Here is a 26232-nt window from a genome sequence, read left to right as displayed (position 1 = left end):
GCTTTCAGTGAAAAGGAGGCCTGTTTCCCTTTTTCCCAGCGCTCTCCAATGTTACAATCAATGTAAAAAATTGAGGTTCGTTATGAAGATATTTGCTATCCAATTACTACACTTAGATGAAATAGGTGCACGACAACAAATCGATTGCCTGAAACCTTTTGTATCACCTGCAAAGCGTGCTGCGGCTGAGCGCTTTCGTTTTTTGGTCGATGCAAGAAGGACCCTGTTAGGTGAGGTGCTGGTTCGTCAAATGATCCATGATATGTACGATCTGCCTATTGATCAAATCGTTTTTGCAACAGAGGGCAACGGCAAGCCTTTCGTCCGGCACATTCCTTCTTTTCACTTTAATCTTTCTCACTCTGGTGATTGGGTCGTATGCGCAATAGATGATGCACCTGTAGGTATTGATATTGAGGAGATCAAACCGATTGATCTAGCGATTGCTAAACGATTTTTTTCAGCAGATGAGTATGAGGATTTACTTTCACAACCGGCAGAACGGCAGGAAGCCTACTTCTTTCATTTATGGTCAATGAAGGAGGCCTTTATCAAGCTGACTGGAAAGGGATTATCTTATGGTCTTTCGTCCTTTACAGCCCGTCTGTCAGAGGATGGACTGGCGACGTTGATATTACCTGATCATGAAGCGCCCTGCTTTGTTCAAACATACTCACTCGATCCTGCCTACCAAATGGCGGTGTGCACACGAAAGCCTGCTGCGGCTGAAAGTGTTGAGATACTCTCTTGCAGAGATGTGCTGTCCCGCCTTTAATATCGCCCAATTTGCTGAAATGCTGTCTTTAGCAAATCGACTCCACGTGTGATTTGCTCTTCTTTCACATGCCAGATGTTCAGCTGAAGAATGGGGTCTTTTTGATGGGTTGACAGGTAATGGCGGTCGATTGACTGAATGGAAACAGATTCCTTTTTTAGGTGCTGAATGAGCTGATTCATCGGAATCGACCGATCGACACGTACATGTGTATGAGTAGCTGGCCCCTCTTCTCCCAGTTGATAAGCGATTTGATCATTTTTCAGACAAGTCACCAGCTGTTTGGATCGGTTGCGATAGGTTGTCTGCATTCTTTCTCGATGCCGTTCAAACATCCCACTTTTTAAATATATTTCTAAGGCTGCCTGTGACAGCATGGAGCTGTCGATGTCAATGAGCCGTTTGTGTTCACTAAAAGGTCCAATCAGTTCCTCAGGTAAAACGACTGCTCCTGTTCGAAGTCCCGGAAAGATAATTTTGGAGAAGCTCTTTAAATAAATGACCTTACCCGCCTGATCGTATGAATAGATCGGGTCTCTTTTTGCATCGAATTCTAAATCGGCTATATAATCATCTTCAACGATATAGACATCATATTTCTCGGCAAGAGCTGCAATCGCTTTTTTCTCCTGTTTTGACAAGCTCGTTCCAAGCGGGTTTTGAAACCTTGGCATCGTATAGAAAAAACGAATCTCCTCTTCTCGAAAGATACGCTCCAATTCCTGAAGATCAATTCCCTTTTCCGTCCGCTGAATCCCCCGCACGGGCAGTTGATTTTTCTCTAAATATTGGAGGTATAGGTGATAGCCAGGCTGTTCGACTAGTATGGTCTGTTTTCCATTCGGAAAAGGAATGGTGCTTAAAATGGATAACGCCAGCTGAATACCAGAGGTCATGACGATCTGTTCTGGATTTGCAAATACTTGATAATCCATTAATCGCTTAGAAATGACTGGAAGCAGCGATGGTAATCCGTTGGCTGTGCCGTAAATAAACAAGTCATTTTGATACAAATCAATGGCTTGGTTGATGCAGTGCTGGAAATCGACATATGGAAACACGACGGGATCAGGTGCAGATGAAGCAAAATCAATCCATGTGCTGTCCTGTTTGCCCGCCGACTGCTTCGTTTTCACAACATAATAGCCGCTTCTTTCTACAGAATACAGCAGATGTTCACGTTCTAATGTAGCCAGCGCTTTGATGACAGTGCTTTTACTCACTGCATATTGAGTTGCTAAATGGCGAATGGAAGGGATCTTCATGCCAGCACTGTATTCACCAGACGCCATTTTCTCTTTTAAGCTGAGAATAAGCTGATCATATTTCCTCACACCGCTTCCTCCTTGTACCGGTACAGATATCATGTTCTCTTATTGTACACCTTAGATGATCCGATTACGATAGAAGAACAGAACCGGTCAATTCATCTGAAGCATGCATGCTCGTGTAAGGAGTCAACTTGTGAACATTTCAAAACAGAAAGCGTATGCTGCCGCGATAGGCTACGCCACGATTATTGGTTTTTCATTTTTGTTTGTCAAAATTGCATTAGAATCAGCAAATCCGATCGATTTATTGGCACACCGCTTTACGATTTCTTTTGCAGCCGCACTATTGCTGTATCCATTTTTACGAAAGAAGAACCGTCTCTCTATTCAATGGCGTGATCTTCTCTACATCGTACCGTTTTCCTTGCTTTACCCTGTGTTGTTTTTTGCTTTTCAAGTATGGGGGCTGATGTATACCTCTTCGTCAGAGGCTGGTATTATCCAGGCAACGATTCCCATTCTGACGATGGTGCTGGCCGCGTGGTTTTTAAAGGAACGCGCGACATGGATACAAGTGCTGTTTACCATTCTTTCTGTGTGCGGGGTGATGCTTCTCTTTGTTATGAAAGGAATTGATGTAAAGCATTCACACATGATCGGCTATGTGCTGATATTGCTTTCAGCCTTATCCTCCAGTGCATATAGTGTATTTGCCCGGGTGATTACACGGCGCTTCCATGTGATTGAACTCACCTTCGTGATGACATTCTTTGGGTTTGTCTTCTTCAATGCCGCTGCGCTCATTCGGCATTCGGTCAACGGGACAATGCCGCAATTTTTCAGCCCATTTACACAAGCATCCTTTGTATGGTCAATGCTCTTTTTAGGCATTCTTTCTTCACTTCTCACGGCATATTTATCCAACTATGCCCTCTCTCAGCTTGAAGCGGCAAAGGTCAGCATCTTTAACAATTTATCTGCGTTTATTACGGTCGCCGCTGGGGTTCTCATTTTACATGAAACAATCGATTGGTATCATCTCATCGGAGGTGTGCTGGTTATTGGCGGAGTGATTGGCGGGAATGTAGTGAAGAAGCGGAATTCATAAGAAAAAGCGGTCTCTCAAACGAGGACCGCTTTTTTTTAATGTCTGATGAAGTGTTGATTGCTTGTCAGGTCAATGCACCTTCCTCTATTTATCCAAGCGAGAAATATTGTAACAAAATAGTTAGAATTACATAATGGTTCTATTTACTTCGCACTTCATAGATAGTTACTGAAGTATTATCATTATCAAATTAATAAAATACAAGTTTATGAGGTGTTATTTTCTGAATAAATTCGCCATCAGTCCTGTTATTTCATCAAAATAAATCTAAATTTTCCATTATAATGGAAAATAAAGTATAAAAAACCTATTTATCTAAAATCCTTTTTATGTATAATATGGGTATATAATCAAGGGGGGAGGTGTTAAATATGGAAATGGGTTTAAAAAATAGATTGTTCGCAATCCTAGGCTTGAGTCTTATTTTCACTTTAACTTTAACAACTATGATTTTATTGACTCTTGAACCAGTCACACCTTTTGCAAATCTAGCAGCAAACTATCCTCAAATACCTACTTGGGCATTAACTTCTATTAGTGCAATTCTAAATGCTGCTGGTACAGTTGGTGCTATTGCTGCTGTCTTAGGTACTTTTGGACTTGGTGCTATTGCCTCTCTAGTAATTAGTTATGCTAGAAAATATGGGGTTAAATACGCTATTGCTTTCTAAAAAATGAATTTTTATAGAGAAGGTGTAAACGCCTTCTCTTTACACCTTTAAAATGGAAGTGTTGTAAATGCATAAATATTTAATATACACAAAAATCTTGTTAATCAATGATTTAAGAAGACATCAACGTAATAATGCTCTCATTTTTGTATTTTTTTCTTTCTTATACATAATTACTCCCCTATTACTAGGTGTATTAACTACTTACTTAGTTAAAAATTTATCAATAATCTATCTATCGTTGTTTATATTAATGTTCACAGTAAATATTGATAAGAGTTTAATGAGGATACTTTTCTCTTCAGATAAAAAACAGATGGCTATTTTAAAACTCCAGCTAGATCAATATATTTTCGGTAAAGATATGAGTAAGTTTTTTAGTATTATGGTTGGATTATTATTCTTCATTCTAGGTTCTTACTTAACAAATTTAAGTATACATGGGTTTCAAGGATCTTTAACACTAGCAGCTCTGGCCATCACTTCTTTCATCTTAGGTTACCTACTTAGATTGCATGTATTGTTACTACTTTCAAACACCAAATTTTTCGCAATTTCATCAACTATTGGATATATAACTACAGGTCTCATTGCACTTTGGGTATTCACTGTATTCAAATTCAATTTATTAAAAAGTTCTTTATCTAGTTATTCAATATATATTATTTTAGCCTTCACATTCATTAGTATACTTTTAGTGATTTATTGGAGAAGAAACGTTCGTAATGTGCCAATTTTCCATTTCCAGAAAAAAGCGAAAGAACAAAAAGGGACATCTAGAAAATTTAATCATATATTGTTTTATGAAATTACACTCCTCATGAGAAATCCCCCTATTCAATGGTCAGTATTATTATTTATATTAACAATATCCGGGGGACTGTTTGGTTTAATTCTTTATGGTGTTAATACGAACCAACTTGAAACATTAAATATAGAAAATGATTTTTTATTTATTTTTAGTGTTATTTTTCCTATGATTTTTATATCAAATGCAATACAACCGTATGTTTCTTTTGATATTGACGGTCCCATTCTCCCTTTAAAACGAAAATTACCTAACTTAGTTAAAAATAAAATCAAAAATAAGGTTATTTTATCTATCATACTACATTTGTTGTTTTGTATTTTATACACCATTTTTTCAAGTTTCACAATAAAACTAGATGAGCCTGTATACGTGATAATCACTTTAGTAAACACCTGTATACTTGTAGCTATTTGCACTGTAGGTTCTACTGTCGTATTTCCATATTTCAAGTGGGAATTTGTTTATCAAGTTCCTAGTTCCCTTAGTAAATTGACTTTAAATATTTGTTATGGTTTCATTTTAGCTTTATCAGTAATTTCATCCTATAGCACAGTATATTTTATTGTAACAAATATCGTTATGGTCACTAGTTCACTTATTATTATATTTTTAATAATTAGATTTTGGGATAGAACAATAAATAAAAACTACAAATCATTTAAAACATTATTTGAGTGAGGGATTGTATGTTATCACTTCATAATCTAACTAAAGAATATAAAGATTCTAACTTTAAAGTTATGATTTCTGAGATGCATTTCAAAGAAGGTTCAATAATTGGCTTATTAGGTAAAAACGGTGCTGGAAAAACTACTATTCTAGAAATGATAGCTGGATTAATACAACCTGATGAAGGCCAAATATTGATAAATCATAGCAAGCAAAATTTCTCATCTATAGGATATATGGAAGACGATCCAACTCTATTTGAAAACTTAACTTGTTTTGAATTGGTAAAATATCAATCTATGCTTGTAGAACAACCTTTAGAAAATGACCAGATCAATGAGATGTTGCGTAACTATGGATTAGAAGAGCAAACACATCGGCGTTCCTCTTCTCTTTCAAGAGGAATGAGACAAAGAATGTCCTTTATTCTAACAATATTACATAATCCAAACATTATTTTATTAGATGAGCCATTTACAGGTTTGGATCCTACAAACATGGCTGACATGAAGAAACATTTAAGAAATTTCAAAGAAGCCAACAAAATCATTTTGCTCTCCACTCATATCATTCAATTTGCAGCAGACTTATGCGATGAAATCCTTTTTATTGATAATGGTACTATTATTCACTCAGAAAAAAAATCTTCAGGAGTGACTTTTCATGAAGATCAACTCGAAAAGAAATTTTTTGAAAAATTATCTTAAAAATTTTTTAGTTTTTATTATATTTTTTTTAGGAGGTTTTAGTTTAAGTGTTTTTGCTTCAACATTTATAGATAGTATTGATTTTAAAAACAACATAAATATTGACAGCTATCAAGAAATTTTCTTTAATAACCTTTTTGTGTCACTTCTTATATTAGTTTCTGGAATAGTTAGTTTAGGCTTGTTATCTAGTATTATTATTTTTTTAAATGGGTTTTTCCTAGGTGCATTTTTCATATCGTATACGTATATATACGGAATTGACATAGCACTATACTATATTATTTTCCACTCTCCGGTGGAAATTGTCGGGTTGTTTCTTTTTTATTTTGTCTCATTTGATATATCAAGGCAAATTATGCGGTATATACTATCTAAAGACAAAATCTCTTTTAAAACAAAAGGGAAAATCTATTTCAGTCAGCTCATAACCGGGGTTTTCTTTTTATTTATTGCTTCTATTATTGAATTTTATTTCATAAAAATTTGATATTGTTAAAGGGTGTTATTATGAAAAAACACATTTTATTAGTATGTATGCTCTCTGGTATTATAGCTTTTATCCTTTCTATATTAAAAATGGATGAAATAAATAAAAATCTACTTGAGCTGCAACTTGAAGGAAATCAAGATATAATTGAATTTAGTAAGTGGATAGGTATTTCTCTTGCTGTTATTGGAGAAGTATTCAAGCCTATAGTAGAAGTTTTATTTTTTTCATTAATCATTTTTCTAAGCTTTATAATTTTTGGAATAAAAGATTCCTATAAAAGTATATTTAAAAGAGGGGTATTATCTTACTATTTCATCTTAATAGGTAACTTGATTGTCATTATTTTATACCTCTTTAATGTACCTAATGCTGAACACACGATCACAATTCCATTTTTGTGGAATATTAATATTTTTGTTATAGTCTCATTTAGTGTATGGTGCTATTCCTACGTGAAAAATCAAGAAAATAGAAGTTATAAATTTTACATCCCATTCGTATTATTATTCTTATTTTCTTTGGCCATATCAGCGTTTTCAAGTATTCTTCCTCAGTAAAAAACGACCCAATATGGGCCGTTTTTTCTTATTTCTTTATCAATTGTTGTTTGGCTGCAAGGTCAATCACATGTCTCATCTGTTCTGCGAAGTGCTCGAGGTGTGTGTTGATGTACATGTGGCCTCCATCGAAATTGGTGCGTTTGATGGTCTTTGCCCATGGCAGCCAGCCGTTTGCATCTTGCATGCATTTTTCATCTTGTGTTCCATTGAATAAATAAACGGGTGTTTCGATGACGGATTGATCTTTGTGCTGGAAGGTTTCCAGTGCCTGGTAGTCTGCACGTAAGGACGGCGTAAAGTAATCCATCATTGGTTTGTTCTCTAATAATTCCTTTGGAATCCCGCCCATTTCGGCAATATGCTGAACAAATGCTTCATTGGATAAATGGGTCAGGATCTGCCGTTTTGTTTGCGGCGGCTGAATGGCCGAGATCACAACTGCTGCAGGATAGACCCCTTCCTTTTCTAGCAGCTGCGTCAGTCTATACACGACAAGTCCTCCCATGGAATGTCCGAACAGGATAAATGGGCGGTTCAGGTTGCCTGTAAGCCCTTCTTTGTACAGCTCAGCCAATTGGTCAATGCTCGTTTCGAGCGGCATGAGATTGGTTCCATGCCCTGGGGGCTCTGCTGCTGTTACTTCGGCAGAGCCTTTTAGCTGTTCAAAGAGCGGGCGGTACGAGGCGGAATAACCGCCTGCAAAAGGAAAACAAATAAGCTGAATAAGGTCTGATTTTTTTTCAAAGGTTTTAAATAACTGATTCATACGTCCTTACCCCTTTATAATCGTTTGAAGAATCCGTGCCAGTTCATCTGCCTGCGGCCTTTTCATCATGGTGACATGGTCTCCTTTGATGTGATAATACGAGCACGACCCTTTCGTATAAGCCTCCCAGTCTGAGAACTTCTTCTGGAAATCGATGGCGTGATCACTGCTTTGTACAATATAAAACGGCACAGGGAATGGTTCTTTTTCTAATTCAATGGCTTGTGACATGATCGTATTATGCGTTTGCATTTGCAAATATTTATCTAAATATTGATCATTCATAAATTGATGAACCACTTCATCCTTTTCCGCCTCTTTGAGTATTGTCTGTTTCACTTCTTGGAAGCTCAGCCCTTGTAATGCTTCTGGCTGGATGCCGACGAGATTTCCCATTCCTAGGACAAGCGCAAGCATTTTCACTTCTTCTTCGTTCATATCGGCATGGAGCGCCTGATCTGCCTCATCTCTTAGCACTGGCACCGTATCTAAAATGATCAATCCTTTCGGCGCTTTTCCTGCATGGCAGAGCCGCTGATTCATTCCGTAGGCAAGATGCCCGCCCATTGAATGCCCTGCTAGATAGTCAATGCCTGGTCGATAGAAGGTCTCAATGGCTTCAATAAAAATGGTGACAAGCTCTGTGTAATGAAGGAATTGCGGTTCTTCATCCTCATATAAGCCAGGAGACTGCATGGCATAAACAGCGCCTTGATGTGTCATCAGCTTAGCAACATCGATATAGCCCATGACCGTTCCACCGGCAGGCGGTGCAAAGAATATTCTCGGTTCAGCTGGATCGCCTTTTTTCAGCTCAATCACATAGTCCTTCGGAGACCTTTCGACATGCTCCCCGGCCTCTGGAATTGCGTCCACATGTGCGGCTAGCTGCGCAGGTGCTGGATGCATGAAAATCCATTTTGGATCAACACGAATCCCCTTTTCTTTTAATTTGGCAACAGCCTGGATACTCATAATCGAATCGCCGCCTAAATCAAAGAAGGAGTCATGCATGCCTACTTGTTTGACACCAAGCACTTCCTTGAAAGCTGTGACAATTTGTTCCTGCGTTTCGGTGACTGGTTTGTCATCCCCCTGGGAAAGAGAGATCGTTTCTGTCGGCTCTGGCAGTGCTTTTTGATCAACCTTTCCGTTCGTTGTGACTGGCATTTCGTCCATTACAATAAAGTAACTTGGAATCATGTAGCCTGGCAGGCTTTCCTGCAAAAATGCTTTCCAGCCCGGAACAGGATTCTCCCCGTCTGTGACAAGGTAGGCTGCCAGCCGTTTAGAGCTGCCATACGTTTTGGCGATGACTGTACATTCCTTTACTTGCGGATGCTTGAGGAGAGCTGTTTCAATTTCCCCACATTCAATCCGGTAGCCTCTAATTTTCACGAGGTTGTCTTTTCGGCCGAGATATTCAATGGTGCCATCTGAGCGCCATGTACCAAGATCACCTGAACGATACAGCTTGTCTCCCTCTAGTTCAGGAAATGGATTGTCAATAAAACGCTCCTGCGTCCGCTCTGGATCATGAAGGTAGCCTTTTGCCAGCCCTGTTCCGCCGATATAGATTTCTCCTTTGACGCCTGCTGGCACTGGGTTGAGCGCTTCATCTAGTATGACGACAGTTGAGTTCGATACCGGGACACCAATTGGAACTGATCTTGCACCCTCTGGCATGTGCTTGACTTGATGTGTTGCTGCTAAGGTCGTGTTTTCTGTTGGACCGTAAGCATTGATGAGCACACCCTCCATATGCGGGAGTACCTTTCGTGCATGCTCACTAGACATCGCTTCTCCGCCAACAAGTAATGTGCGGTAGCCTGCTACACTTTTTGGATCGTGCTCCACCAGCCGATTGAATAAGGCGGTTGGCAGACAGTTGGCTGTCACTTGATGCGTTTTGATCAACCGTGATAATTCATCCATATTCAGTGCGGCATATTTTGGGATCAGAATCAGCTGACCGCCATTCAGCAGCATTCCCCATAATTCAAATGTAAAGGCATCAAAAGCATAGTTTGAGAGCTGAAGCATCTTGTCATCTGGACCTAGTTCAATATAGTTTGTTTCTCTAACCAGGCGGACAACTCCTGCATGAGGGAGCATCACGCCTTTTGGTGTACCTGTTGAGCCTGATGTGTAGTTGACATAGGCCAGCTGGGCTTCCCCTATGATCGATTGTTCTCTTTGATACACTGCATCTGTTTCTGATAACGGCTTGTCCATGTTAATCTTTGTACCTGTAAAGTCTACTAGACGACTTGCAAAATGAGACTGAGTGATGATCACATCACTTTGCGTATCGCGAACGATGAGGCGGATGCGTGCATCTGGATATTCAGGTGACATCGGAACATACGCAGCACCAGACTTGACGATACCTAGCACCGAGACAATCATGTCAAAGGAACGATCAAAAAGCATCGGTACCAGTGAACCTGGTCCAACTCCTTTAGACTGCAAGTAAGCAGCAAGCTGTGTCGCCTTCTCATCCAACTCTTGATAAGTCATGTGCTCTTCCAAATAGGACAAGGCAATACGGTGCGGATCACGCTGCACCTGTTCTTCAAACAGCTCTTGAAGGGTCCGTTTTGGATATGATGTAGCCGTTTGGTTTTTTCCTATGATCATGGCGGCCTGTTCCGCTTTGTCCATTAAGCAATAGTCAGAAAATGTACGTTCAGGCTGAGCCGTCATACCATCTAGCAGATGAAGATAATAATTCATATAACGATGGATGGTCTCTTGATCAAATAAATCTGTATTATATTCCACATGGATCGACAGCTGATCTCCCTGTTCAAATACATGCAGGGTGAGATCAAATTTAGACACTGTATGATGGACCATCACATGTTCACTTGTCAGCCCTTTGAGATTTACATTGAGCGAATCTGTTACATACCCCATGGCCACTTGGAAAATAGGCGATCGACTTAAATCTCTATCCAACGAAAGATCATCGACAAGCTTGTCAAATGGATAACGCTGATGCTCAAATGCTTTTAACGTCATCTCTTTCACGTTTTCCATGACATCAGCAAATGTATCTGCTGTGGAGATATCCTGCCTCAGCGCAAGTGTATTCACAAACATCCCAACGAGCTTCTCTGATTGTTTGGCATCTCGCCCTGCGATCGGCGAGCCAATGATGATATCTGTCTGTCCGGACAGCTTGTGAAGCAGGACGTAGTACGCTGACAGCATCGTCATGAACAGCGTTGTGCCCTGCTGCTTGGACAAAGCCTGCAAACGGCGGATAAGCGGTTCTTCCAAGACGATTTGCTCTGTAGCGCCGTTAAATGTTTGAACCGGCGAACGAGGGCGGTCAAACGGCAGCTCTAGCACTGGAAGTTCACCTTGTAAGGTATCGAGCCAATAGGTTTGGTCTGCTTGATGATGCGTTAGTTGCTCATTTTCCCAATGAACATAATCTGTCCATTCGATTTCCAGCGCCGGGAGCTGCGGCGATTCATCTGAAAGAAGCCCGTCATATGCCACTTCTAACTCCTGAATGAGCAGGCTGAGCGACCATGCATCTGAAATGATGTGGTGCTGCGCGCAAAGAAGATAAAATTCCTCATTGCCCATATCCACAATCGTCCACTGTGAAAGAGGTCCTCTTTCTAAATCATAGACGCGGTTTGCCTCTTGCTGAATAAGCTGCTTGAGTCTTCTCGTTCTCGTTTTTTCATTAAATAATGAGAAATTCGCAACTGTGACGGATGGCGGAAGGTCTTCACGTATCAGTTGAACTGGCTTGCCCCCAAGCGATTTAAATGTTGCACGCAGTGCTTCATGACGTTTCGTTAAGAGACCGATCGCTTTTGTTAACGCTTGAATGTGCAGTTGTCCTGTCAGCTTCCAAGCACCTAATATATTGTAATGATGGCTCTTTTCTAATGTGGATAAGAACCAAATGCGCTTCTGAGCATGTGACAGCTCATAGCTTGTTCGCTTTTCAAGCTTTGGAATCTTGGCTTCCTGAACAGCCGGTGCCCCTTTGATGTCATCAACCATTTGCGCCAGATGGGCCAGATGCTTACTTTCAAATAATATTTTTAAAGGCGCCTTGATTGAACATTCATGATTGATCCGAGAAATAGTTTGAGTCGCCTTTAATGAATGCCCGCCAAGATCAAAGAATTGATCCTCTTTGTACACACGATCTACGTCTAAAATGTCCTCCCATATGGCAGCAAGAATTTGCTCTGTTTTCGTTTCTGGCAATTGTTTTTCAAGGGGTTGTCCATTTTTGTGATGATTCAGCTTGAGGGCTTCATGATCAATAGAGCCATCTTGTTTTTTCGGTATTTCCTGTACTTGCTGAATATCCCAGTCACCTTTTGTTACGCCTGCGATATCTTCAACATGCACTTCTTTGCCAGACTGAACCGTGTAAAAAAGCTTTTTCTCAAAAGTCGGTATTGGTGCTGGCTGAAGATACTCAGCGATTTCTGGATTGGCTCCGTCTAGGCCGATAAATAGATGCGCTTCATTCAGCCGGGCACCTAGACATAATGAATGGAGACCTTGCTTCTTTCCAACCAATTGAAATCCCTTGCGAACGGTTAGCGCTGCGCCGGTATGTCCCTTAGACAAACCAAGATTATCCCACATGCTGAAGTTCAAAGAGATCGCCCGTCTTCCTTCTTGAAAGGTGAGAGCGTGCGCAAGTCCATCTAAAAAGCTGTTGGCTGCAGAGTATGCCCCGAATGTTGTGCCGCCAAAAAAGCCATTCACCGATCCAAAAAAGACGAGTGGTACTGCCGGGTCATGCTTGAAGGCTTCCTGCAGGACAAACGCTCCGTCTGCTTTCCCTGACAGCTCCTTTGTGAAATCCTCTTCTGACGTATGAGCCAATGCATACTTATCCGCATGCTGAAAATGCTCTGACACATTGCCAGCCCCAGCTAAATGCAGCACGCCTCGGATCGATTGACCAAAATGTTTTTCTGCTTTGTAAATCGCCCGCTCGACGTCAGCTAAATTGGTCACATCCGCTTGTACATAGATGACATCACCGAGGCCTTTTAGCTGTGAGAACGCCTCTTTCTTTTCCAGGCTGTCTTCCAGAGAAGTCCTTCCAATCAATACGAGCTTTAGGCCAAATTGGAGCATCTGCTTAGACAGCTCAAATCCAATACCGCCAAGACCTCCAGTCAGCAAATAAAGACCTTCATATTCTAAAAACCCTTCTGTTTGAGGTGCTTTCATCATATTGACTTTTTCCAGCTTTGGTACGAACCTGTGCCCGTTTCGGTATGACACCTCTGCTTTTATATGAATCGCTGACAGCTCTTCAGCAATGTGCTTTGCATCCTGTTCCACACGCTCCGCTTCAATATCAATATGGGACACCTCTGCTCCTTCCCATTCTTGCGGGATGGTTTTTAATAAACCAGCGAGCGACGTTTTCTCCACATGAAGATCTTCTTCAGGGCTTACAAATTGACCACCCTTTGTCACCACGACAAGCCGGACTGGCTCTTTGTTTTCTTGCCTCCAAGCTTGATACAAGTACAAAATAGATTGATTGGTACTCGCATGCATTTCTTTGAACTGCGCAGGCTCAACGATGGCTTCTTTGTCTGTCACATTCCACAAGTGGAGTACCTGCCCTGTCTTTAATTCATCTGCTTCAAGTGCTGCAGCGAGCCTGACATAATCCCCCTTGATTCTCGGATTCATCTGGTACATCCCTTTGGACAAACGCAAAAATTCACGCCCTTTTTTCACAGAAACATAGGGCTGATTTCTTTGTTCAAATTGTGCGTAAAGTGATTGGTACAGCCCTTTTTCATCCTCGAAAACGAGTACATGATCAGCAGAAGGCTGAGACGGACCAATATGCTCCTTTGCCCAAGTGCGTTTGAAAAACCAATCTGGGAGTGTTTGTTCATTTTCAGAAGCAAGATCCAGTGCCCTTTCAATGTCACGGAATACTCCCTCTTTTAGCGCTGCACCTAACTGGGCACGTTGGATTTTCCCACTCTCTGTTTTCGGAAATTGGTCTTTTTTCACCGGAATGATGTGATCAGGCTCTATCCCGATTTTTCGGATGATGGCCTCTCTAATCTGCTGAATCATCGTGATTTGTTCCTCTATTGAATCTTTTTGCGAGACAAAAAAGACGGCAAGCGTGTCGTTGCTTGATTCGGGATTGTAAATGCCGTACGCAGCGGCAAAGGTGACTTCAACCCCGTCCACCTCTTCCACAACCGCTTCAATTTCGTAATTCAAATAGTTGGCTCCGTTGATGACGATGATGTCCTTTTCCCGGCCTGTCAGAACAAGACGCCCTTCATGAATAAACCCTAAATCCCCTGTGTGAAACCAGCCATTTTCCGCAAATACCTCTTGATTGGCTTCCTCATTTTGATCATAGCCCATCATAATCGTTGGACTCTTCACCTGTAAGCGTCCGACCTGATCTTCTGGCAGCACATGATGATGTTCATCTACAATCCGAATCCATACAGACGGAATAGGTACGCCGACTTCTGTAAACGTCATCTTGTGCGGATGATCTTGCGTCACGTATTGAATTTCACCTGTTAACGAGGTCTGATCAATCGTCAGCTGTCCATCCTGATCATCATGCCGCATGAATTTCTTTGATTGAACAATGGCTGAGGATGTTTCAGACATGCCGTACGCCGGCACCATCGCATGGCGGCTTAATCTGTGCTGACCCATGATATGCATGAAGCGCTGCGTCACTTTTGGAACAACCGCTTCGGCTGCATTCATAATATAAGTCAGTGTGGAGAGATCCCAGCTCCCCTTGCGAATGTCGTCCTCATATTCATTCATCATGGCAAAAGCAAAATTCGGTGCCCATGTCCTTGTGACGCCGTATGTTTCTACCCAATCCAGCCACACCATCGGCCGCTCGATAAATTGATCGATGGATGGACTAATCTGCTGGCAGCCAAGGTAGACGTCATGCACATGAAACATGACAATGCCTCCTACATGATCAAGCGGCATCCAGTTAAGCGACACATCCTCATGCGTAAAGCCATTTGTCTGCTCAAAGGAGATGATCCGAGATAAAATACTTTGATGGTTGTGACGGATACACTTAGGCACACCCGTACTTCCTGAAGACAGCAGCTGAAGCACAGGCTCATCCGGCTCTGGCTCATAATGCTGTTCATCCGGTTCACACGTAAGCAATGTTTCTACTGTTAAAATAGGTATTTCTTTTGCCTCAAATGTCTCACGCAGCCCAGCAATGTCTTCAGCACTTGCTTCTTTTGTAATAATAAACGGTTCATTTTGCAGCTGAAACACGCCCTTGAGCTTGTTCACTCCTTGATTCATCTCATCATAAACAGGCGGAACAGAGACTGGAGTCGGAATGATGCCACCGAGAATACAGCCCCAAAACACGGTGATGAAATCATGATGATCTTTTAATTGAAGTAACACTTGATCGCCATTTGTCAGCCCTGCTTTCCTTAAACCAGACAGAACCCGTTCTGCGTTTGTGAGTAACTCAGGATAGGTTTGGGTCAATGTGCGCCCGCCTTCTTTGATATAGGTCACCCCGCGGTCAGGTGACATAAAGGCTGATCGAATCAGCACCTCTGTCAGTGTGACAGGTGTGCCTGGTTTTTTGATGACATCCCCGCCATACACAAGTGCTGGCGGCTTTTCATGAGCGGATGCTTGCTTTGTTTCGCCCGCTTCATCCTTCGAGATCGATACGTTCCCTTGCGCACGCTGCCGATTAGGAAACAGGTCATCTAGGTGATAAGGCATTTGTTTTTCTGTCTGACTTTCAATGAGAGCGGCCGCTTCCTCCACTCCATCTATGGCTTTCGTACGCTCTTCTATCTTTCTTAAACCCTCTTCATCTATGATGTCAATCGAAAGCAATGCTTCTGTATCGATGGCTCCACTTTCTGCCCTTGGCAAGGAAGGCAATAAGACGAGAGCGGCTGGTACTTCATAGGGATGAAGCGGGCCTTTCATCAAGTCCTCTCTTGTCAGCGAAGGGTCCTTCGCCTGTGCAAATAGCACAAGCGAGAGGCTGCCTTCTTGATTTTTCTTAGGGATTAACACACATTCCTTTAGCGGAAAATGAAGCATCATGACTTGCTCTAATGCTTTGAGATCGATTCGTTTTCCGTTGATTCTGACGATATGATTTGCTGCATGTCCTTTTCGTCTACTAACTAACATCGTTCTTCTCCTCCTACATCCAATCCAAAATCTGAATCTTGTTTTTTTCAGTCCAAACGCCGACATCCCCTGTCGGATAGAGGTATTCGCCTGTTTGATGTTTGAATGGATGCGGAATTTTATGCGTCTCCATCCAATCGGCAAGCTCCCCGCAAAGTGCTTTGATATCCTTCGTGCCGATAAAAATATCTCCAGAAAATCCTATCGGCATGAGCTGATGCTCTTCGCTTAGCACAAATATTTCCGTCTCACAGGAAGGATCGTGCACTCCTGAGTAGACCTCTTCTTGGTCTGGGTACAGCACGCTGACTTGTGCGTTTTTCGCCCACTCGGTGATCATCCGCTCTTTTTCTTCATTTGTTACCATCGTGAAATCAGAGAGTGGTGTCTCCACTTGTTCTGTCATGGCTTCAAGTGTGTGGCCCAGCTGCTGCATCAGCGATTGTATTTGTTTTTCTGTATATTGATTGAAGCGGTATGTGACTCGAAGCTCCAGCGTATCTCCTGGGACAGCCACAAGGGTCAGGTCATAGTTTGTTTCTTCATGACTTGCAATGTCTAATATCCGTACACCATACGGCTCTACAGATTCAATCGGATAGTTTTCAAACACGACAATGCTGTTAAACAATGATTCTCCATTCGGGATTTGGGTCATCTGCTGAATATCTGGCAATACGGTATACTCAAATTCTCGCATGTGAAAAACCGTTTCCTGCGTCTGTGCCAGCAGCTCGGCAATGGTCCTGTCTGGTGTGATCGGCAAACGGAGCGGCAAGGTGTTAATAAAGAGCCCTGTCATGCTTTCAACCTCTGGTAAGTCCGCCGGCCGTCCAGATACTGTGACACCGAACACGACATCCTCTGAGCCTGAATGAAGGTGCAAGAGCAGTCCCCATGCCGCCTGAATCAGTGTGCTCATCGTGACCTTCTGTGTGCCTGTCATCTTCTCCAGCTTCTGCTGCATTTCAGGCGTCAGTTTGATACTAAATTGATCAATACCTGCTCCTTCATTCGAAGTCTGCTCTCCGTCCCCAGGAAGTGGTGTGGCTTCCTCCACTCCTGACATATAATGTTTCCAGAACTCTTGCGCCCTCTCTTGATCCTGCTTTTGCAGCCACTCAATAAAATCTTTATATGGACGCACAGCCAGAAGGTTCATCTCTCGTTCATCCACAAGAGAGCGATACATTGAAAAGGATTCCTCAATCAAGCCGAACAGGCTCCAGCCATCGATTAAAATATGATGAAAGCTAAAAACAAACGTGCATGTTTTCTCGTCACGATGGAATAAAGCGATACGAATGAGCGGTTCAGCCGCATCCTCTAATTCGAAATCCTTTGAACGATCGGATTGTAAATAACGCTCAATGGTTTTCTTCTGATCCGTTTCACTCAGGTGGCGCACATCGTGCTGAGTGAGGTGAATGCTTCCTTCTGATTGAATCAATTGGACAGGCTCCTTTAGCCCCTCCCAAGCAAATCTTGTCCGCAAAATCGAATGACGTTCTACAAGCAGATTCCATGCTTTTTCATAGGCTTCGCCGTCCGTTAAGCCTTCGAGCGTCATATGCACCTGACCAAAATAAGCCTGTGACGCTTGATCTAACAGTGCATGAAACAGCATCCCTTGCTGCATCGGAGATAGTGGATACACATCCACCACATTGTCTGGAAGCTCATCTATTTGCTTTTGTGTCAGCTGGACCATTGGAAAATCAGATGGCGTAAAGCCGCCTTTTGTCTCTACACAATGCGTCAGAATGTCCTCCATTTTTTCTTTGAACCGTTCAGGTAAATGGCGCACCTCTTCATGCTGAAGCAGTTCACGATTGATCATAAAATTCATCTGAAGCTGGCCACTGACAACGTATCCGTACACATCGATTAAATGCTGTCTTTCTGCTTTTGGATCATGTACATGTCCATTTCGTTCATCTGCTAAATACAGATTTGCTTCACCATCTATTTGATCTAACTGTCCAAGGTAATTAAAGCTCATCTGCGGCGCTGCCGTTTTGAGTAAGCGAGATGCTGTCATGTATTGAAGCAAGCCATAGCCGATCCCCTTTTGCGGCACAGCTCTTAAGGTTTCTTTGACATCTTTGATTTGTCTCTCCACATCGGTTTGAATAAAAGGAATAAAAATAGGATAAGAGCTTGTAAACCAGCCGACTGTCCGTGACAAATCCATCTGTTCAAATAAATCCTCGCGTCCGTGTCCTTCTAACGTGATCAATATTGGCTTTCCAACGGCTTGCGCAAGTCCTGATAAAAGTAAATCGTTGACCTCAGTTCGGTACGCTTGTGATGCGTGCCTTAGTAAAATGTCTGTTTGATCCTTCGTCAATTGAACAGTCAGGATCTCTGCATGTTCTTCTATATTGAAAAGCGCAGGTGTTTGAAAAGGAGAACCTTCTTCCTCTTGATCCATGATCTTTTGCCAAAAAGGAACCTGCTCTTGTAATTGATCGGTTTGTGCATATTCATAGAGTGCATCTGCCCACTGCTGATAGGAAGCGGTTTTCTTTGCAAGTGTGATCTCCTGCCCTGCTGCAAGCTGCTTCAATCCATTTAATAGATCTTCCTGTATGATGCGCCACGATATTCCATCCATCACAAGATGGTGGGCTGCGATAAAGAGTTCAGACGTACGACCACTTGTCTGAAAAAGAATGGCTTTGATCACTTCTCCCCGCTCTAATGACAATGTTCCTTGACAAGCGCTTGTCTCCAAGTGAATTTGCTCCAGCGCTTCCTCGTGAGAAACATCCGTCAAATCAAAAAATGTGACACAAGGGATGATGCCAGGCGCACGAATGGTTTGAATCCATGTGCCGTCTGCTGCTTTTGTATAAATGGCTCTCAGCATATCGTGATGATCGACAAGCTTTGAAAGAACTTTTGATAATTGTTCGGGTTGTATAGATTGCTTGAATTCAATATGCGCTGATAGATTCCAATAATCTTGGTTTGTCATTGATTGCTCAAGGAACCAAGATTGGATTGGAAGCAGACGAACTTCTCCTGTAACAGGCGATTGATCATAGGACACAGACACATCCGCTCTTTTCATAGCGCGTGCCAGCTGTGAAATGGTCTGTTTTTCAAATACATCTCTTGGCTGAATGATGTAGCCTTCCTGTGCTAGACGTGCCACCATTTGTATGACAATAATGGAATCTCCGCCAAGCTCAAAGTAGTTATCATGTACACTAATTGAAGGAGTGCCAAGAAGCTGAGTCCACACTTTTTCCAGCACTCGTTCTTCCTCACTGAGTGCCTTATCTGCTGGTTTGTCCACTTCTTCCTGTCTCCACTCTGGCGGCGGGAGACGCTTTTGGTCTACCTTGCCGTTTGGCGTGAGCGGCAGTTCCTCTAGCTCTATGAATAGACTTGGTACCATATAATCTGGCAGCTTGTCTTTCAAGGCGCTGCGAATGTCTTGCTGGATCCATGCACCTTTTTGGACAAAATAACCGATGAGCCGCTTATGACCACTTTCGTGCTGATGCGGAATGACAGCACATTCTATGATGTCTTCAACACTCAGCATAGCGGCTTCAATTTCTCCGCATTCGACGCGGTGTCCGCGTATTTTCACTTGATGATCCATTCTTCCAATGCAGTCGATGGTGCCATTTGAGAGCCAGCGGCCCATATCGCCTGTTTTATATAAACGCGCTCCTTTTTGGAAAGGATGCGGGATAAATGATTGCGATGTTTTTTCTTCATCTCCAAGGTAACCGAGTGCCAGCCCTGTTCCGCCAACGTAGATCTCTCCAATAACACCCTGCGGAACCGGCTGCAGCTGGTCGTCTAATACATAGGCTTGTGAATAAGCAATTGGCTGACCGATAGGAACTGTCGCCTGCCCTTCGTCTAATGAGCGAATGTGATGCACACAGGAGAACGTCGTATTCTCAGTTGGTCCATAGCCGTTTAAAAGCCCTTCAGGTAAATACGGCAGTGCCTTGCGGATATGAGCAGCTGAGAGCGCATCTCCACCAACCAATAATGCATCGAATCCAGATAAGGCTTCAGGATGTTCCTCTGTTAACCGGTTGAACAGCGGCACCGTCAGAAATCCTGTTGTAATCTTGTATGATGTCAGCGTTTCAGCCAGCGTATCCATTGATAAAATCGTATTTCGATCGGTCAGGATCAGCCTTCCCCCATTTAGCAGGGCTCCCCATATTTCATACGTAAAGGCATCAAAGGAGAAGCTGGCGATTTGTAAAATGCGCGTATGTTCATCAAGGGTGACATAATCTGTTTCACAAACAAGCCGGATGACTGCTTGATGCGGGATCAAAACCCCTTTCGGCTGTCCAGTTGATCCTGACGTGTAATTGATATAAGCGAGTCCATCAGGTTTTAGGGCAGCAGGTATGAGTTCTGCTTCTGATAAAAACTCTTCATATCCCTCATCAAGACAAATGAGTTCGGTTTGGCTGATGGACACCTTTTTGAGCCATTCATTTTTTGTCAGTAACAGCTGAATACCTGTATCCCTCAGCATATAATCAATCCGTGTATCTGGATATTCAGGATCAATTGGCACGTAGGCACCTCCTGCTTTCACAATCGCCAGCACCCCAAGAATCATTTGAGGCGACCTGTCGATGAGCAGCCCTACTGGTTCATGCGGCGTCACACCTCGCTGCTGCAGAGAAGCAGCAAGCCGGTCGACTTTCTCTTGTAACACACGATACGTCCACTGCTCTTCCCCGAATTCGAGAGCAATGGCATCGGGTGACTTTCTCACCTGCGCTTCAAACCGTTCCGTGATGAGAAGCGGGCCTGCAGGCTGATTGGTTTTACCGCTCCATTCATAGAGCAGCTGATACTTTTCTTTCTCTGGCAGGTAATTCATTTGTCTGATCGGCTGTGCTGGATTTTCACAAATACACGCAAGCAGATGCTCGTAGTACCGAAGGAACCGATCCATCGTGTCGTCAGAAAATAAGTCCACATCATACTCCAGTTTTAATTGAAGACCCTCCGCCCCTTCAAAAACAAACAGGGATAGATCAAATTTGGCGGTATCGTTATCTTCAATGGCTAAAACGGATGTCGCCTCCCCCATCGGAGAAGCTTCAAGCGGTAGGTTTTGCAGAACGAACATGACCTGAAACAGCGGCTGCTTGCCAGCCTCACGTACAATATTCAGCTCATCTACGACCATCTCAAACGGCACATCCTGATGCGCATAGGCGCCCATTGTTGTTTCTTTCACCCGCTCTAATAGTTCAGTGAAAGCAGGATTCCCGCTATGATCGATCCGAAGTGCCAGCGTATTTACGAAAAATCCGATGAGATGCTCCATCTCCGTCCGATTTCTCCCAGCAATGACTGATCCAATCACAAACTCATCCTGTGAAGACAATCGATGCAGCAAGGTAGAAAAGGCAGTCAGTAACGTCATATAAAGGGTGCTGTCTGTCTTTTTAGAAAGGGCAGCCAGCTGCTCAGACAGCGACTTCGACAAGTGGTATTTTTTCGTTTTTCCCTTGTAGGATTGAACGGCTGGCCGCGGGTAGTCATACGGCAAAACCAAATCTTCTACAGGGACCGCAAATTGCTCCTTCCAATAGGAAATCTGCTTCTGCAGCGTCTCTCCAGTCAAATACTCCTTCTGCCATAGTGCGTAATCCGCATATTGAATTGGCAGCGGCGAAAGATCAGGCTCTCTCTTGTCAATCATCGCTGTATACCACTCAGACAGCTCTCTTGCGGCAATCCCAACCGACCAGCCATCTGACACAATGTGGTGAATGGACATCAGCAGTAAATGATCTGTTTCCGACAGCCGAATCAGTTTCACTCGAAAGAGCGGATCATGTTCTAAGCGGAAAGGTGTGCCCGCCTCTCTTTTTGCCCATTCAGCCGCTTTTTGTTCTTTTTCTTTCTGTGCTGTCAGATCTGATAGATCCACCACTTCAAGCTCTGGAAGAGTCATATGCTCATGTATGATCTGCACTGGTTCATCGCCGCTCATGGTAAAGGAAGTTCTGAGCGATTCATGCCTTTGCACCATTTGCTGAAGACTGCTCTGAAGCACCTTCACATCTAAAGGTCCATTCATCCGAAAGGAAATTGTATTATTGTAAAATGGCAGATCGGGCTGTAATTGATAGAGAAACCACTGTCTTTGCTGGGCATAAGACATCGGAATCTCCTGACCCTTTTCCATTTTCCGCACCTGTACCGCTTCATCCACTTTTGCATGCGAATCGATCCATTCCGCTAATTCCCCAAGTCTCGTATGCTCAAAAAGAACAGCGAGCGGCACGTCAAATCCCATTCTTTGTCTCACCGCAGACAGCATTTGCGTTGCCTTGAGCGAATGACCCCCGAGTAGAAAGAAATGATCACCACAGCTGACATGTGAGACATCAAGCAGCTCGGACCAAATGTTTGCCAAAAGTTTCTCCGTCTCCGTTTGAGGCGCTCTGTCCTCTGCATCCTGTCCACTTTCCTCAATGAATGCTTTGAAATACGCTTCATCCGGCATGCCACCCTCTGATTCTTTCCAATATTCCTCAGGAAATAGATGCACGGAATATTCACCAGATAGATGAGACTGCAAACACGTATAAATGGACTGATACAGCCGTTCTTCAATGGCCTTTGTTTTGTCGGTTTTAAAAAAGACATACACGGCTTGCTCTGTTTGCCTCTCCGCTTGGCTCATTTCTTGAATGTCCTGCTTCGACCGATCTAATCCCATATAAATGAGTGGCGCATCTGTCATCAAACATGCCAGCATTGTCTGGAAGCCCGCCCGCTTCGGAATCGGGAGATAGCCTCTTTCTTTTAACATGCCTTTGATCATCGAACCCTCGCTCATGCCGACCTCATCCCACATGCTAAAGCTAAAGCAATACGGCTTCACTGTAGATGTCAGCCTTTGATAATGAGCAAATTGTTCAACGAACTCATTGGCAGCGCAATAAGCGCCGACGGTCATCCCGCCCTTTAACGTTCGTGCTGACGAGCTAGATAGAAATAAGACGTTCTGCCGTTTAGAAGCCGCTTCATGAAGCGCAATCGTGCCATATACCTTCGCTTCGTACATCGCATGTAAGGACGCAGACGTCATGTCAGCAAGCAGCTCCTCTTGAATGATGCCAGCGAAATGAATCACGCCATGCAGCTTTTTTCCTTGAGCCGCCTCTTGTCTTGAGATGAGCGCTTCAATGTCTTTTGCGTCCGTCATGTCCACTTCTTCATAAAAAACTGTGCCGCCATGGTCTTTCGCTTGTTTCTCAAGTGAGGTCAAAACGTCTTGCTGCTCCGCAGATAAAGCCTTTCGTGCTTTTCTTCCAAGCAGCACAAGATGCACTTGATAGGACGTCAGAAGGTGTTCACTCAGCATCCGCCCAATGCCGCCAAGCCCTCCTGTCATCACGTAAAGCCCAGATGATTCAAATGGCGGTTTCTTCCTCTTTTGATCTTTTTCCAGATGCAGCGGTGATAAAAGAGGAATATAACGAACACCTTCGCGGTAAGCAGCGATATGATGGCTTGTGTCATGTGTAAGCTCTGTCATGATCGCTGATGCATGAGAACGGTCAGCCGGTTCTGTTAGAGAAAAATCAAGACATCGCACCTTGATAAACGGCCATTCATGCTGTACAGCTGTCATCAATCCTGTTGTCGTTGCTTTTTCCACATGATGCGTTTGATCTTCTGGCAAATTCATCGCATGAGCTGAGACAAAGGTGATCTCTACAGGTTCCTCATAGGCGGCAATCGCTTTTGTTACATATAATGCACTCATGCTGCCAGTTTTCTGCGCTTCCTTCGCCATTGCCGCTTGAAGTGTGTCTTCCTTGTTTGTGTAGTTCCAAAGGTGAATGATTTGTTTCACCGAAACGCCATACGAACGGAGCGTCTCAAAGAGTTGTTCGTAGTCTGACGGCCGATTCGGGTGGATGATGAAGTGAGTATGTGTGAGTTGTGTGAATGCTTGACCCGGTTCAACCGTAATATAGGTTTGTTCATTGTTTGAGAGAGATCTCAATTGATCTGCCAGCCCTAATGCATCTGCAAAGATCACCATGTCCCCTGCTGTTTGCTTTTCAGTTTCATGAAGCGGAGCAGGTGTCCACTTCTTTTGATAACTCCAATCAGGCAAGGTGTGTTCATTTTCAAGTCTGATGTCCAGTTCCTTAATGATTTCGTCGAATTCACCTTCCTGCCACCTTGTCTTGAGCTGTGCCCTTTCTATTTTTCCAGAGCTTGTTTTCGGAAAGGCATGCTTCTGGACAGGGATAACCTTTGATGCAGACAGACCCATTTTTGTCGCAATATGGGTTTTAATGTGCTGGCTAGCCCTCATGATATAAGCAGGCTCATACAGCTTCGGTGTAAAAAAGAGAATCAGTTCATCGGATGCAGATGCCTCCATCCGAACGGAGCAAGCAGCCACAAAGCTCGTTTCTACGCCTGGTACTTCCTCTGCCATGGCTTCAATCTCATAGTTGTGATAATTTTTCCCGTTGATGATGATCATGTCTTTTTCTCTACCGGTTAATGTCAGCCTTCCTTCGTGCAGAAAACCTAAATCACCCGTGTGAAACCAGCCCTCTGTTTGAAAAACCTCTTGATTCGCTTCGTCATTCTTGTAATAGCCCTTCATCGTCGTCGGCCCTTTGATTTGCACGCTGCCAATGTGATCTTCGGGAAGAAGCTCATGCTGATGGTTGACGATACGAATCGTGATACCCGGAATCGGTTTCCCCAGCTCTGTAAAGCTGACGGTTCCTGTCTCACGTGCCTCCGCTGGTCTTAGCTGCTCTGTCAGCGACGTTTCCTCAAAGGTCAGAACCCCGCTGTTTTCATCTCCCCGCTCAATCGCAAAAGAGAAGACAACGGCTGATGAGATTTCAGACATGCCGAAAGCCGGTCTGATGACGTCTCCCTTTAAGCCGTGCGGAGCGAGCAGGTGTAAAAACCGGTGAATTGTCTTCGGTACGACCGCTTCTGCCCCATTGATCATACACGTCATGGCAGAAAGATCCCAGGAACCTGAAGAAATGTCTTTCTCATAATCATTGATCATCGCAAATGCGAAGTTAGGTGCCCACGTCTTCGTTGCACGATAGCGGTCCATCCAGTCAAGCCAGCGCAGCGGCTGAGCGATGAAGTCATCTGTCCTTGCCCGAATCTGTTCACAGCCTGTGTACACATTGACAAGGTGGAACATCACAATGCCGCCAATATGATCTAATGGCATCCAGTCTAACGAGACATCCTCTTGTGTAAACTGATTGGCTGCCACTGTCCCTTTGACATTCGCCAGCACACTTCTATGAGAATGCTCTACGCATTTAGGCATCCCCGTACTTCCAGACGTTAAGATAAAAAAGACTGAATCATCAGGCGTGACTGGATGTGCTTCTAGATCTCTTTCTAAAGTGAGCATCGGTTCAACGGCTGCCACACGTAATTGATCTGTATGCCACAGTAAAGCTAAGCCTTGCACCTCATCAATTAGCGAGTCATCCGTGAGAATGAGCGGGTGTTCCAGCAGGTTCCAAGCGTGATGAAGCTTCTTCACTGAGGCATTCATTTCCCGATAGGTCGGGGCTGCCGATACAAGTGTTGGGACAAATCCGCCTAACACACATGCCCAAAAGGCCGTGACCATCGCATGATTCGATGAAAATTGAAAGAAGACAGGATCACCTGGCTCAAGCCCTAGTGCCCTTAAACCCGTCAGAACCCGTTCGGCATCCTCCTTTAACTGTGCGTAGGATTGCGTGAGTTCATTTTCACTATTGATGATATAAGTCAGCCCGTTTGTCGTTTTGGCTGCCTCAGTTAGAGCGTCCTGCAAGGTTTGAGCTCCTGCACTAACATCTATATCCCCCCCATAGGAAATGGCTGGGGGCATGTCCGCTAAAATAGGCGAAGCCATTTGCGTCTGTATCCATTCAACTGCGGCCTCCTGCTCCATGTGATGGTCGAGAAATAAATGAGAGAGGTGATATGGCCGAGGTCGAATGGTTTTTTCACGAGAAAAAACAGCGAAGCGTTCGATTTCGTTGGTTTGTAAAATGGTTTTCTGTACATCTTGTAAAATCGTATCCATTGATTCATGTACATTCGATTGATTGATGGTTGATGGTTTCATATGAGTTCCTTTCCTTTTTTGTCAGGCAGGGCTGCCAGTGTGCACCCCTGCCTAA

Annotated in this window: 11 protein-coding genes; 7 read left to right on the top strand and 4 right to left on the bottom strand. The window is 43.5% G+C overall.

What is annotated here, in order from left to right; genetic code table 11:
- Positions 1-82: 82 nt before the first annotated feature.
- Positions 83-775 carry a 4'-phosphopantetheinyl transferase family protein gene (locus GKC25_RS01920; RefSeq protein ID WP_034664114.1) on the top strand — a complete coding sequence of 231 codons (693 nt, stop codon included), beginning with the start codon at positions 83-85 and terminating at the stop codon, positions 773-775.
- Here GKC25_RS01920 and GKC25_RS01915 read toward each other — a convergent pair.
- The gene (locus tag GKC25_RS01915; protein WP_106038512.1) at positions 772-2109 is read right to left on the bottom strand and encodes a PLP-dependent aminotransferase family protein; all 1338 of its coding nucleotides are present in this window, start codon (positions 2107-2109) and stop codon (positions 772-774) included. The two genes, GKC25_RS01920 and GKC25_RS01915, sit on opposite strands and share 4 nt — an antisense overlap.
- 130 nt (positions 2110-2239) lie before the next feature.
- Here GKC25_RS01915 and GKC25_RS01910 point away from each other — a divergent pair, with 130 nt between their 5' ends.
- The 6 genes from GKC25_RS01910 to GKC25_RS01885 all read left to right on the top strand — a co-directional run bounded on the left by GKC25_RS01910 (position 2240) and on the right by GKC25_RS01885 (position 7062).
- Complete coding sequence (locus GKC25_RS01910; RefSeq protein ID WP_034664118.1) at positions 2240-3154, top strand: DMT family transporter; 915 nt, start codon at positions 2240-2242, stop codon at positions 3152-3154.
- A gap of 371 nt (positions 3155-3525) precedes the next feature.
- Positions 3526-3825 carry a hypothetical protein gene (locus tag GKC25_RS01905; RefSeq protein WP_034664121.1) on the top strand — a complete coding sequence of 100 codons (300 nt, stop codon included), beginning with the start codon at positions 3526-3528 and terminating at the stop codon, positions 3823-3825.
- Between the two features lie 67 nt (positions 3826-3892).
- Positions 3893-5314, top strand: a complete 1422-nt coding sequence (locus GKC25_RS01900) for a hypothetical protein (protein ID WP_034664123.1) — start codon at positions 3893-3895, stop codon at positions 5312-5314.
- An 8-nt stretch (positions 5315-5322) separates the two neighbouring features.
- A complete protein-coding gene (locus GKC25_RS01895; RefSeq protein WP_034664125.1) occupies positions 5323-6012 on the top strand; it encodes an ABC transporter ATP-binding protein in 690 nt (229 codons plus the stop codon).
- On the top strand, positions 5969-6502 hold the full coding sequence (locus tag GKC25_RS01890; protein WP_034664127.1) for a stage II sporulation protein M: 534 nt from the start codon (positions 5969-5971) through the stop codon (positions 6500-6502). The genes GKC25_RS01895 and GKC25_RS01890 overlap by 44 nt, the downstream gene beginning before the upstream one ends.
- 20 nt (positions 6503-6522) lie before the next feature.
- The gene (locus tag GKC25_RS01885; RefSeq protein ID WP_034664129.1) at positions 6523-7062 is read left to right on the top strand and encodes a hypothetical protein; all 540 of its coding nucleotides are present in this window, start codon (positions 6523-6525) and stop codon (positions 7060-7062) included.
- A gap of 28 nt (positions 7063-7090) precedes the next feature.
- On the opposite strand, the gene GKC25_RS01880 is transcribed toward GKC25_RS01885, so the two are convergent.
- Genes GKC25_RS01880 through GKC25_RS01870 form a run of 3 tightly spaced genes read right to left on the bottom strand, consistent with a single transcriptional unit; the run spans position 7091 to position 26177 of the window.
- Positions 7091-7831 carry a thioesterase II family protein gene (locus GKC25_RS01880; RefSeq protein WP_034664131.1) on the bottom strand — a complete coding sequence of 247 codons (741 nt, stop codon included), beginning with the start codon at positions 7829-7831 and terminating at the stop codon, positions 7091-7093.
- 6 nt (positions 7832-7837) lie between these two features.
- Complete coding sequence (locus tag GKC25_RS01875; protein ID WP_342689893.1) at positions 7838-16033, bottom strand: amino acid adenylation domain-containing protein; 8196 nt, start codon at positions 16031-16033, stop codon at positions 7838-7840.
- Between the two features lie 13 nt (positions 16034-16046).
- Positions 16047-26177, bottom strand: a complete 10131-nt coding sequence (locus GKC25_RS01870) for an amino acid adenylation domain-containing protein (protein ID WP_034664135.1) — start codon at positions 26175-26177, stop codon at positions 16047-16049.
- Positions 26178-26232 lie beyond the last annotated feature (55 nt).

Origin of the sequence: Bacillus pumilus (assembly GCF_038738535.1) — a bacterium.
Taxonomy (GTDB): domain Bacteria; phylum Bacillota; class Bacilli; order Bacillales; family Bacillaceae; genus Bacillus.
The sequence above is the reverse complement of the archived record's forward strand: the minus strand, read 5'-3'. Positions and strand labels throughout refer to the sequence as shown.